This window comes from uncultured Campylobacter sp. (assembly GCF_937921625.1).
Lineage (GTDB): Bacteria > Campylobacterota > Campylobacteria > Campylobacterales > Campylobacteraceae > Campylobacter_B.
Window position 1 is genome coordinate 64,432 of the sequence record NZ_CAKZTI010000005.1, and the last position, 13,540, is coordinate 77,971.

At 44.9% G+C, this 13,540-nt stretch carries 7 protein-coding genes; all 7 read left to right on the top strand.

Annotated elements, in window-relative coordinates; translation table 11 throughout:
• Nucleotides 1-55 precede the first annotated feature (55 nt).
• Complete coding sequence (locus Q0101_RS00750; RefSeq protein ID WP_297941473.1) at nucleotides 56-802, top strand: type II secretion system protein; 747 nt, start codon at nucleotides 56-58, stop codon at nucleotides 800-802.
• A gap of 12 nt (nucleotides 803-814) precedes the next feature.
• A complete protein-coding gene (locus tag Q0101_RS00755; RefSeq protein WP_297941474.1) occupies nucleotides 815-1,888 on the top strand; it encodes a type II secretion system protein in 1,074 nt (357 codons plus the stop codon).
• Nucleotides 1,888-2,421: a hypothetical protein gene (locus Q0101_RS00760; RefSeq protein ID WP_297941476.1), complete on the top strand. Its 534-nt coding sequence runs from the start codon at nucleotides 1,888-1,890 to the stop codon at nucleotides 2,419-2,421. Before Q0101_RS00755 ends, Q0101_RS00760 begins: the two co-directional genes overlap by 1 nt.
• 15 nt (nucleotides 2,422-2,436) lie before the next feature.
• On the top strand, nucleotides 2,437-2,979 hold the full coding sequence (raiA, locus tag Q0101_RS00765) for a ribosome-associated translation inhibitor RaiA (protein WP_297941478.1): 543 nt from the start codon (nucleotides 2,437-2,439) through the stop codon (nucleotides 2,977-2,979).
• A gap of 2,137 nt (nucleotides 2,980-5,116) precedes the next feature.
• A complete protein-coding gene (locus Q0101_RS00770; protein ID WP_297941480.1) occupies nucleotides 5,117-9,673 on the top strand; it encodes a hypothetical protein in 4,557 nt (1,518 codons plus the stop codon).
• Nucleotides 9,674-10,441: 768 nt separating this feature from the next.
• Complete coding sequence (gene lepA / locus Q0101_RS00775; RefSeq protein ID WP_297924538.1) at nucleotides 10,442-12,238, top strand: translation elongation factor 4; 1,797 nt, start codon at nucleotides 10,442-10,444, stop codon at nucleotides 12,236-12,238.
• Nucleotides 12,239-12,831: 593 nt separating this feature from the next.
• Nucleotides 12,832-13,536, top strand: coding sequence for a DUF6882 domain-containing protein (locus Q0101_RS00780; RefSeq protein ID WP_297941481.1), 705 nt, complete (start codon nucleotides 12,832-12,834; stop codon nucleotides 13,534-13,536).
• The last annotated feature ends 4 nt before the right edge of the window (nucleotides 13,537-13,540 follow it).

Consider the following 13,540-nt stretch of genomic DNA (forward strand, 5'->3'; position numbering starts at 1 on the left):
ACGCAGAGTAAGTTTGCGTTTCCGTAATTTCAAAATTTTAAAGAAAGGATGTAAGATGAAAAAAGGTTTTACTCTAATTGAGCTGATCTTTACTATCGTGATTTTGGCGATTACGACGATGGCGATCCCTCGTATCGTCGCGCAGACGACCGAGCTAAACGCCCTCGCGATCAAAGAGGAGCTCGTATATAACGCCAAAGCTTTGATGTCGCGTGTGTCTAAGGCGCAATGGGATAGTGCGTATGCTAATGATGCTACATGCGGAGGCGATGCGAGCTGCATGGATAGAATTTTGACCGTAACTCCAGGCGTAGATGATTCGGGCAATAGTACCAAGGAAGTTAGACCGGGGATTTTGCCGGAAGCTAGTCAGCGTGGAATCAGCTCCCAAACTCCGGCTACAAAAAAGCAATTTGGTAGAAATGGAATTTCGGTTGGCGGAGGTCGTTATAACGATATTGACGACTACGACCAGTTCACGACCGATATAAGAGTCGGTGATCTGGTAGGCTCTAGCAGCAAGGGTGACTTCATTCTAAATACTAGGATTAATATAGATGTGGATTATGTAGCAGAGCCTTTTACTGCTGCGCAGTATGCTACCGGTACCGATATAAGTGGTGTTCTTAGTGATAAGCCATCCAATGGCGCTGTTACCAATATCAAGATGGTTAGGGTTGCTGCTACGGATCTCAACGATGCTGTAGCGAGAGACGGTGCTGCTAAATCAGTCGTTTTAAAAGCGTTTTTATCTAATATCGGCGTCGGCGTCCAGACAACCGTTACTAGACGATATAACTGACAGGAGCGCGAGATGAAAAAAGGTTTTACCCTTATAGAGCTAGTGTTTGTTATCGTAGTGCTAGGTATCATCTCGATGTTTGGTGCCGATCTATACACGAAGATCTACAAATCCTACGTACATGTGCGCGCAGTAAACCAACTGGAAGCCAGAACGCAAAATGCGATGATGCTAATCACAAACCGCTTGGAGGATAGAATAAAAAGCTCTACCATAGGCAGGGAGCTTAGCTCAAATGAGTTTGTACCGATTAGTGATCTTACTGATCCGAAATACGACATACTAGAATGGATCGGTCAAAGCATAGAGACGAGAAATATAAATAAGAGAACTCCAGGTTGGAGTGGTTTCATGTCAATGTCTCAGCTTCGAGATGACAAATGGAAAGCAGGTATAGAAGATGCTGGCTATATTGGGAATACGAGAGCTGAATTTAATATGGTCTCCTTGGGTAGCGATTTTCCGCAAGTAGCTAGGATAGTTCAGAACTTAAGGGCTACCGCGTATAATACTCCGTCTAATAACACCCAAGTTGCCGTTATTTTTAGGGTCGTTACTAACGATGCCTCCCCTACTAGCGTAGGTATAGGCTTCGGCTACGATAGAGCGGTTCAAGCAAACGGTAGCAATCGCGTGTTGATCGCCGTAGGTACTCCTAGTGCTGCGGGTAGCGGTAATATGGAAGGCGAAACTATCAGGATAAATCAGTATCCGCTCAATCCAAATAACGATAACTCACAGGAATTCTCCGAGCAGTATTATATAGCTCATAGTGCCTACGCGATCGTTCCAGATTTAGGGGGTAGGGATAGTATTGTATATATGAGAGATAATGCTGGTAATGTATTAAGTAAAAATTTTGATTTGGTTTTAAAATATAATTATCGTCCATGGAGCACTGTTGCAAACGATGCGAACTCATACAATGTTGCTAGCAGCGCGTTACTAGCCGAGGACGTGAGCTTGTTTAGGTTCAAGGACGATAACGGCGCTGTTGCGCTTAAACTATGTATGAGAGATGACGGCAGAAATTTCGATCCCGCAGAGCTGGATCTAAACGTTTGTAAAGCACAGGTGGTGTACTAATGAAAACTATGCAAAAAGGCTTTGCTCTGGTAGCAGCCATATTTTTTATCATCATTGTAGCGACTACGGCAATTACGGCGTTATCTATCGCGTCTATGACGGCTCGCGATGTCAATAATATCCAAGGCAGGGAGCAGGCGCTACTGCTAGCTCAGAGCGCTACGGAGTTAGCCGTCCTTGCTATGCAAAAGCATGAGTATCTAACTACCGAGCTTAAGGAAAAGGGCTCTACTGCTGCGACTAATCCTACATTAAATACGATTACGCTTGAGTATCCGTCAAATGATCCGGCTCAAAAGATGTTTGATATCACCGTGACATTCGGATATTTCGATATACAGCTGGGTGCGCCCGGCAATCATACCGTCGCTTATAGTAATTTTGGGCAAGGCTCGTCAGAAAGTCTTGCGAACGGTAGTGTGGGCAGAATTTTAAGTCATGCCGCGCTTGTAGATGTGGTAGTAAAATCTAATGTAGCGGTTATGGGAAGGCCACAGATCACATATCATAGGCGTACTATTCAAAAACCATAATGCAAAGGAGAGACGATGAATTTAAATATCGTAGGTAAGCAGTTTGAGTTGACGGAGCCCATCAAAGAGTATATCGAGAACGCATTTGAAACGCTTGAGAAATATAATCTAGATCTTATCTCGGGACGCTGCGTAATCTCAGCCGACGAAAAACAGGGTAAAAAAGGCTTTGTAGTGGATTTTTCTTTAAATTTAGCGCATAAAGACACCATAGTCGTGCGCCAGAAAGATAAGGATCTCTATGCCGCCGTCGATCTCATCGTAGATCGCGCTTCAAAAGTGCTTCGCAGATACCACGATAAGGTAAATTCTCATAAAAATCGCGACGAAATGAAACAAAACGCCGTAGATAATGCAGTCGGTGCCAATAAGCTAAATTTAAATGATGAAGTCGATGAGATCGTCCCTACCGAGCTGGATCTATATAAGCCGCTAGAGATCGACGAGGCGCTAAATAAGCTTAAAGAAAGCACCGATCAGTTCTTGGTCTTTAACGATATGGATGCTAAAATGCGCGTGCTTTATAAGCGTAAGGACGGTAAATTCGGTCTGTTTTAGCTAAATTTCATATTCGGGTATTTGAAATTTCAAGCGCTCGAGTTCTGATGAAATTCGGATCGGGTGCTTTTTTAAAATCGTCTCTGTTATAACATAGCGCCGATGAACTTTGGAAAAATAGCTGGTCATGTTTTTGCAAAGTCTAAATTGCGATGTCTTTAATTCGCTGCACTAGGAATTTTTACAGAGTAATACCGCCCGATTTTTAGTTGTGACAAGCCTTGTTGCGAGAATTATCTACGAGCAGTGAAGCCGTAAAGCGAATGTGGGTGAAGTTGCATGAGCAAAAAATCGCGCTCAACTCGCCGTAAGCGAGCCGGCTTTTCGTAGCGGATGTAAAATTTATTTCAACATCAAATAGTAACAGAGCTTTTGAATTTTAAAATTTGCTGAAATTTTTGATAAATTTCCGCATTTTTTATATTTTATGAAATTTTTTCATCGTTAAGTTTTCATCGCGTTGTCGTTATTTGCCGTCCCATTTGAAATAAATTAAATTTTAATTATAAATCTTTCAAATTGCACTGTAATTTAAGCAAAAAAAATGTAAAATAATAGTCAAAAATTATGTTATTGACCGGAGGGTAGTATCATGAAAGTTAAGAGTTTTAGCTTTGCGCCCATTTTGGCGCTGTTGTTTTGTTTCGCGACGGGAGTATTCGCAGATGATGTTAGGTCGAACGTGAAGATAAATCCTGCTACCCCAATAAGCAACGAGTATCGTGACGATGGCGTGCTGGACGGAAAGATAGGCAGAAGTGGTTGGACTTGGAACGGAAATGAGGGTTTGTATAATTTCACCACTATAAAAAACTTTCCGTCTGACGAATTAAACCAAAAGCCGATAGTTAGATTCGGCGGTGCGGGCACATACGTCTTTGGAGACTACGCCGTGACTGGAAAGCCGGTGATTAAATTAAGCTGGCCTTCTGCTTTAGGCCATGGTTACATGTGGGGAGCAAAAGGCACATACATTAAAGATGACGGCGACGGACAGTTTTATTTGAATAGTTCAAAAGCTGTTTTGAGGCTTCCTAAGGGCGTGACTAAAGACGATATAGTCTATGCGAGACTTTATTGGCAGGGAAATATATTCAGCACGACTGATTTTGACAGCAAAGCAGAATACAACAGCAAAGACGGAAAAAAATTGACCGGTTTTGCTAAGGGGTATACACGGGTGAAATTTAAAATGAAAAGCTCGAAAGGTAAAGCTAGCATAATAGAAGATGTTTATAGAGATAGATGCGAAGGAACGGCTGCTTGGAACTTTTTGGCAGAATCTCGCAAGCCCTTACGTTTGCGTTTAAAATATGGCTGCACTAAAGATATTACCGATCTAGTCAAGACATATTTTGAACCTTATTCCGACAGCATTGAATTTACTGTAGGAAACGTAAAAACGAGTGATGGTGAGGATCAAAGCGGTGCAGATTTTACCAATGGAGAGTTCAACAGCGTTCGTCTTGGGCCGTACGGCGGATGGGGAATAATCGTAGTATATGATAAAACCGCCCCGTCCAGAAGGGCTTTGCTAGATAATTTACAATCTAACGATAGCGTAACGGGTCAAAAAATGACTTATAAAGAAGCCGTAGAATATAAAAATAAATATTTTAAACCAAAAAACGTAACTATTTACGGCGATTATTTTGTCCTCACCCCTTGGGATAAGGGATATACGCCTATAAACATTAACGCTACCATCAATGGATTTTATACACCTAGAAGTGGGTCCGTAAGTGCAAAGCTAGGGTTTTTAGGGTTTGGTGGCGAGAGACAAATGACCTCCGACGAGTATTTTAAAGTTCAACACAAAGGAACCGCACAAATGGATTCGCTATACGGATCCGGTGTGGTTAATCAACGGTTAGCTAACGATCGCGCTAATATATACGACGGCTCTGTCGCTTTACTTATAAATGATAACGGCACCTATAAGTATAGCTATCCATACGGCACTGGTTATTTAGGTGGATTTGATCTGGACGAATTCGATATCGGTTCAAAGATGAAGAATGCGCAATCTAGTCTAAACATCTCTTTGGGTGCGGCGTATGAAGATCTCAACGGAGGTCAAGCCGATCAAAACTTCATAAGTATGATTGCTATTTCCGCCGATTTGTATGTCCCTCAAATGTGCTATCAGTATGAAGTCTATAACGCCTCTAACTGGGTTAAATTCTTTGATAATGATGGTAACCGAAGAAGCGAAGAGGATGTAAAAAAACTACATGAACCTCCTGAGCAGATCAAAAACCCGGTAGTTGCGGGTGAAAATATCTATTATAGAATGAAATTTGAAAATAGATTGAATGGCGGCGATAGCGAAGATGCAGCAGGTGCGGTAGTATCGATCGACTTTGGTCAAGCCGGCGCTACCTATACCAAAGATAGCGCTACTATAAATAACGAGCTAGTCGTAAATGATCCTATCACTACCACTACAAATACCATACCTGCGGCGGCAGCCGATGAACTAGTCTATTTACGCGATGGTCAAAAGGGTGCATACGAGACTATGAAAGACGTCATAAAAGGTGGCACTCCAAACGTTACGAAGGCTATTTATAAAGATAGGCAGTTTACTGCGCTTGACGGTAATATATTGAAATTTTATATAGGTCAAGGCGCGGGAGACTTAACTCCTTCTTCAACACCGGGCGGTAGTCCTGTACTTGTAGGCGGATTAATGCAGCCAGGTAAAGCGGCATACGGCGAGTTTAATGCTACCGTAAATACGGGTGCAACCATATTGCAGGCTCCTGCCGTGACACTAAGTTATAAGATGAGCTTGGATATAGGCGGCGGTCAGCGAGTCTTCATAGAGATGGATAGCGCTTCTGAACTTGAATTATGCGACGCGACAAAGGTTTCTAAAAGCGTTAATATCCTACCTTTAAGCGGTTTACAGGTAGTCAATAAGAATTTTAGTAAAAATGACGACGACGATAGGCTATATACTCAAATCTCCGATAAGCCTTTCGATGCGAAACTCATCTTTAGACCGGATTATGAGAGCCAATTTTGTAAGAAGTATAAGGATGATACCGGTAAATGCGAGGAATACATCGACGCAGCCGCAAATTCTCCTTACTTCAAAAAAGATCCGAATACCGGCAAGCTCGTATATATCGGTAGTGAGGCTAGAAAGCTTGAGAAATTCGACTTGAGCGGTAAATTGTATTTATCCGTTGTCAGGGCGAGAAATGCCGCTACTACCTCGGATAAAGTTGCCGATAGCGATAAGGGGAATAGCGCAGTTTACTCATGCCGATCCGTAACCGATTCCTTAAAAATTCCGTTTAAGATGAAGGACAAAACCGATTACACTATCGATAAGGAAGTGGATTTTAAAGGAAAAAGTATTTTAGAGCTAAACGATATAGAGATAGGAGATGCGTATCAGGGTCTTACATTTATGCTTAGCTATCGTCCGGATAATCAAGTTGCCTCAGGATCCGATTTAGATCAGTATATAAAAAACAAAGATTTAAATAACAGCGATCCTAAGGCTTATTATTCGGAGCTCAAGAAATGGGAGCTTAAAAAGCGATATGGATATTGCGAGACAGGTGAGAATTTTAGCTGGTGCAACACAAAACTAACTGCGGAGCAAAAGAAGGACATTTGGGAGAATAAAATACAACCAGAGTTGCAGAAGCTTGAAGATAATATAAAGGCTGCTAAAGATGAGTTCGGAATTCAAATGTCAAAAGACGGCTCGTTCCACATATGCGGTAGCGATAACTTCGTGCTTCGCCCTGCATATTTTAATGTAGATACAGAAGCGCTGAAGAATTCGGGCAAGTATAGCAAGATCGTAGACACTACCGCTAGCGGTGATATAACTAAAAAGGGTGATGGCTCCAGCGTACTTAATCCTAGTAATCTGCGCGTAGGTGGTGATTATACACAAAATGCAGATATCTTGGCTCATGTAATATCGGCCAGAAGCTATAGCGGCAACTACGTACCTAACTACACAGCAGAAATTGGCGGGGATTTGGGCAATCAACGCTATCATCTACGTAAAAGCTATGGCGCGGATTCTGATGATACTCAAGATATATCAACCAAGATTCGCGGTATTCAAACCTACTTGCGTCCGTTTATATCTAATGAATGCGCGGCTAATGTCTCTACTCAATCCTATTATGTAGATAGAAAGAATGCTTCCACTACATTAAAACGTGGCGTTAAAGAAGATAGTTGTTATGGTGGTACCGCAGTGGAATATTCCGGTGCTAAATACAATGCCGAAACAGGCAAATATGAGATTGATCCGGAAGCTATCAAAAAAGGCTCTTTTGGCAAGAGTGATGATGTCTCGTGCGTATTAAATGGCACAAGCTCGAAATTCGACGCAGCATTTAGAAGAGTATGGGATAAAAACGCTATAAGCTTATGGGCAAATTTTAACGCTAGGAATATCGTAGAAGCAGGAGGCGTTGCGAAATTTGATAGCAAAGGTCATGTTCAAGGCGCATATCTGATGACTCAGTCTAGAAAAGATCCGGAAGCTAAAGATAAAAGCTATGCCGTTATCTATACCGAAACCATAGGTAAAGATGCCGATAAAATTTTTAATTACTATAATGTCGGCGATGTGCTGGTAAATATCTATGATAACTCGTGGACGGATGCTTATTCCGATCAGACATACTCTAAGAAGTGGAAGAGCGCTAAATGTATCATCAATTCATCTAGCAATACTCCTAATGCTAAAGGTATGATAGGCTGCGACGTAGGTATGAGGCTTGCTGCTAACAAAGATAAAGCGATAAATGATAATATCGTATTACGCTACCGACCGGATCGTATCAGGGTATCTCTCACAAGCCTCGATAACGGCGTAACAAGCGGCGTAGGTGATAATAATATCACGGGCGGGGTATCTGCGTATACATATTTCAATGCTCCGGATATTGAGAATAATGTAGTAATATATGGTAGTGATAACTCTACGCAAAATTTAGCGGTGACGCATCAGATAAGTCAGCTAGCCAAGCTTAAGGTCAATGCCGTAGCATATCTATCCGACAAGGTCTATAAAGATGTCATCGCTACGCTTTATGACGGGTATAAACAAGATGTTGGCGGCACTCCTCAAGCCGTGTGCGGATTTTCAAGCGATCTTGATTTTGCGCTAAATTTCGGATTTGATTGTGCTAACAATAATGCCGACGGACGTTGCTCCACAGCTACCGCTAGGAGAACTGGCGGAGATACAAATTATGTACCGTATCCCGATAGGGCTAATGTTATCTACAATATTCCTGGCGGTACGCAGTTTTTTGCTAGCAATTCTAACGAGTGTCTAGGCGCTACGGGATATGATAGTAGATGCTATAAATATAACGTAAGAACTCTAAGTACCACTATAACCGGTGGAAGAAGAGACTGGAATGAGGCCGCTTCCGCCGGTGATGCGGGCTACGGTATGCCTATACCTCTTAGTATCGCCCTTAATTACTATTCAGATGCTACCCTAAGAGGTGGACTTATCAATAGGCCGCAAGGCGGTACGGGAATCAGGTATGACTCGAAGTCGGATCAATTTAGAATTTTGGCGCAAGGATTTAGAGAGGGGCAAACTCCTGACTCGACTGTATATTTCAACTTCGATAGAATGCATAAAACCCCTAGCACGCCGGTGCTTATCTATGCTAGTGACTTTGATGTCAGAGATGCGAAGAAGGGCGATCTTAAAACCTATGGAAAGTTTTGGCCGTCTAAGTTCGATAGCTCATATAATGCTATCTCGGATACTAACTCCGAGGATTATAATGAAGACAATATAAAGATATCAAAGGAGGATTTTGATACATTTATCACTAGAAAAGTTGAAGATACGACGGGAGTTAAAAAAGCAAAAATGAGCGTTGCAAATAAAGCTGATTATATAGCCGCTGCTAATTCCAATAGTAAGACCTATGCAACAGGTACGACCGTTACGGATTTTAGTGACAATATAGGTACTTATGCACTATTCGTCTACGGTACGTCGTATGATAAGAGCTTGGGGTCCAGAGTCTATCAGGCTACTACCAGAACCGGGGTAACCGTGCCTGTTTATGCGCAGATTTATTGCGGCAGAACCGATAGGTGCGCGAATATGCCTGCTCCTAGCGCAGAACTTGCTTATGAAGCCCCTAACTCGAATATATTTACCGTGCTAGCGGCTCAGGATCCTAGCTTGACCGATTTTACGAAGTTCGTAGTAAATACTAGGGCTACTCTAAATAATATAGGCGCAGAGTTTGTGAGTGCCTATAACAGCTTTACGACTTCTGGCGTAAATATTCACAGGGGTAATGTAGTAGACAGAGGCAAGGAAGACGTAGATATTAGGGCTACCGTACCGGGTCAAGCTACTATACGTATCGTCACTAATCCATGGCTTATCCATACGCCTGCCGGAAATCAGAGAACTATGTTTACGGTAGCGGGTGGAGCCTATTCTAGCCAGTACTCGGGCGTACCGCAGTATTTTAATCCTCTTATTGTAAACGTAAGGGCTGCTAACCCTACGGTTTGGGGCGGAGAAGGTCAAGTCAAGTCTGGTACGGAAGATGATGTAGGATCGTTTGCCGGTGGTAGCACGTCAGATAATAGTACTAGTGATACTTCTACGAAGAAGCTAGATACGGGAGATGTCCGCGATATCTACAACCAAAAGACCGATTGGTAATCTCTGCGTCAAACTCGCGATACAAAGGCTAGCCTTTGGGCTAGCCTTTTTTTATGGGCTAAATTCTAGCCTCATAGTGGTAAGATTTTTAAATTCTACTTCCCGTATTTGCGCCTAGAAATTCCATAGGAGTAAATTTCATCAAATTTCAATCGGTAAAATTCTGCCCTTGAGCCTTGGCGAGCAAAATCTTATCGCGTAATCTTGATAGTAAATTTTACCCGTTGAAATTCCACATTCCATGGCGACGTAAATTCTGCGACCGATCCCTACAGTAAGAATTCCGAGGCGAAATTTCGCAGCGGGTTTTACCGCACGATATTTTTGATCTTTGGCGTCACGGGCTTTGTGCTGCGCGGTCTTATAAAATTTGCCGTAAAGCTTATCGCGAGTTTTACTGCGCGGAATTTTACGTTTTAATGCGTCAAATGTAGCTGTGGAATTCCACTGAGCAAAATCTCGCTTGTACGCTGCTCTACCGCCTCGTGCATTGTAAGGTGCTGCAGAATTTCACTAGGCAGAATTCTGCCTAGCTCTATTGTAAGAAGTTCTACGCCTAGCTCTCGCCGTAAATTCTGCCACGGCAAAGCTGCCCTAGCGATAACGCCAAAATTCTATCACTCAAAGCCGCGTTTCGCGCTCTTTATTTAAAATTTTGTTTCGCCCAACCTGCCTAATTCTATCGTATGCGATTCCGTCCGCTCATTTACCCGTTTTTAAATGAAATTTCGGCACAATGCGGCTTAAAATTTCACCAGGGAAAACCATTTGAAAACAAAAAATATTAGAAATTTCAGCATCATCGCGCATATCGACCACGGCAAATCCACACTCGCAGACCGCCTAATCAGCGAGTGCAACGCCGTCGAGGCGCGCCAGATGAGCAGCCAGATCATGGATACGATGGATATCGAAAAGGAGCGCGGCATCACGATCAAGGCGCAGTCCGTGCGGCTCGAGTACGAGCTTGGCGGCGAGAAATACGTTTTAAATTTGATCGACACCCCTGGCCATGTGGATTTTAGCTACGAGGTCTCGCGTTCGTTGGCTAGCTGCGAGGGGGCGATCCTCGTCGTGGACGCGAGCCAAGGCGTGCAGGCGCAGACTATCGCAAACGTCTATATCGCGCTACAGCACAACCTTGAAATCATCCCCGTGCTCAACAAAATCGATCTGCCCGCCGCCGATCCGCAGCGCGTAAAAGATGAGATCGAGCACGTCATTGGGCTTGATTGCAGCAGCGCGATCGAGGTCAGCGCCAAGACGGGTGTGGGCATCAAGGAGCTTTTAGAAGCGATAATCACTCGCATTCCCGCGCCCAAAACGGACGACGCCGCGCCGCTTAAGGCGCTCATCTACGACAGCTGGTTCGATAACTACCTAGGCGCGCTCGCGCTTGCGAGGCTATACGACGGCGTACTGAAAAAGGGCGACGAGGTCTATATCATGGGTAGCGAGAACCGCCACGAGGTGCTTGATCTGATGTATCCCAACCCGCTCGCGCCCGCTAAAACCCGCGAGCTTAGCAGCGGCGAAGTGGGCATCGTCGTGATGGGGTTAAAAAACGTCGCCGACGTGCAGGTGGGCGATACGATCACGCTTTTTAAAAATCGCGCCGTCGCGCCCGTGGGTGGCTTTGAGAAGGCCAAGCCCTTCGTGTTTGCGGGCATCTATCCCGTGCAGACCGATAAATTTGAAGATCTACGCGACGCTTTGGACAAGCTCAGCCTAAACGACAGCTCGCTTAGCTACGAGCCCGAAACGTCGCTCGCGCTAGGGTTCGGCTTTCGCGTCGGGTTTTTGGGGCTACTGCATATGGAGGTCGTGAAGGAGCGGCTTGAGCGCGAGTTCGATCTCGATCTCATCGCCACGGCGCCTACGGTGACCTACGCCGTGTATCTCACGGACGGCTCGTGCGTGCGAATACATAGCCCCAGTGAGCTTCCAGCGCCAAATTTTATCGAGCGCATCGAGGAGCCCTACGTCAGGGCGACCATCATCACTCCGAGCGAGTTTTTGGGCAATCTCATCAGCCTTTTAAATTTGCGCCGCGGCATACAAACCAAGATGGACTACATCACGCCCGAGCGCGTCCTGCTCGAATACGACGTGCCGACAAACGAGATCATAATGGACTTTTACGACAAGCTTAAATCCTGCACCAAGGGATATGCGAGCTTTGATTACGAGCCGATCGATTATAGGCGTGGCGATCTAGTCAAGCTCGACATCCGCGTCGCGGGCGAAGCGGTCGATGCGCTCTCGATCATCGTGCCCGCCTCAAAGGCCGAATCCAAGGGGCGCGATCTCGTCAAAGCGATGAAGGAGATCGTGCCGCGGCAGCTTTTTGAGGTCGCGATCCAAGCGAGCATCGGCAACAAGATCATCGCTCGCGAAAACATCCGCGCCATGGGCAAAAACGTGACCGCCAAGTGCTACGGCGGCGACATCACGCGCAAGCGCAAGCTGCTCGAAAAACAAAAAGAGGGCAAGAAGCGCATGAAAGCGATCGGCAGGGTAAATTTGCCGAGCGAGGCGTTTTTGAGCGTGCTAAAGATCGATTAAATTTATCGCACGGGTAATCTAAATTTCATCTTTTTTCATCTTTTGTCGCGCGGTCGTAAAATTTGCTTTTAAACTTTAACGATCGCTCGGGCGGTTTAAATTTAGCGGCTCGTCGTTCGGTATTAAATTTCGTCTTTAAATTTTACTATCTTAAGAGGCGATCTAAATTTTATGACTGTACGGCTTTAACTATCGCTTGCCGCCTGAGCTGATACATTCGCTGTTGCGCGCGCCGGTTTTGTACCGCTTTAAGCTCTAGCGCTCGCTGCTCGGTCGTAGAATTCTGCTGCTTGCCGTTAGGCTAAAATTTCGCCTTTCAAATTTAACGATCGCTCGGGCAGTTTAAATTTAGCCGTCCGTCGACCATTGCAGTCGCGTCCGCAGCTCGGCTACAAAATTTTATCCCGACGGCGCCCTGCTATGAAATTTTATCCATCGCGGCTTTATAAAATTTGATTAAATTTTGCCCCTTTGTCGCGCCGCGTGAAATTTTCATAGCACGAGTGTTTTATAACAAAGCGGCGTATAAGAGGGCGCGCCGATAAATTCCACAGAAGTGTTAAATTTATCGGCGCGAGATCAAAGGAGTAAAAATGAAATTTTTAGATCGCTTAGGCGCGGATAAGAGCAGCTTTATTGATCTGTTTTCGGCATGTTTAGGCTGCGGCGCAAGGGTGCAAGAGATGGGCTCGAAGCTGATTGTAAAGGGCAGGCGTCGCTCTGTGGATCTAAAGCGCGGCGAGATCAGTTTCTGCGATAATGCGCCGCGCGCCATTTGGTGTATCGGTAGCGAAGCAAGCGACAACCGCACGTGGCTGTGGGGGTACGAGAACATAAAACGCCTCGATGAGTGGCCACTTGCCTTTGCGCGAGATGTGCGCGATTTTGGCTTGCAGCACGGGCTAGAGAAGCTTAGCACGCCCAAGCTTGCACTAAGTGCGGAGATAAACGGGCATGCTCTAAGCGCGATTGCGTGCGGGCTATCGCAGGAACCTGCAATCTACTACCGCTGTCCGCACGCAGGCGGAGCGGTGTTTGTGGCGTTTGCGGCAGATGAGTGTGTGAGCTCCGATGGCACGATCAGAGGCGGTATGGGCGCAAGCAAGCTCATATCTTTGGCGCGCGATTACACAGGTGCATTTAAGTCAAATCACGCCGTTTTATCGGGGGCGCTTTTGATGAGAAACGGCACGAAATTTAGCGAAGCGGCGGGCAAGATCGTAGCAAATTTTAAAAATGATGCGCTCTTTTCGTTTGATAATTTGGGGCGGCTAAGCGAGGTGGAGTTTGCCGTATAGAGCC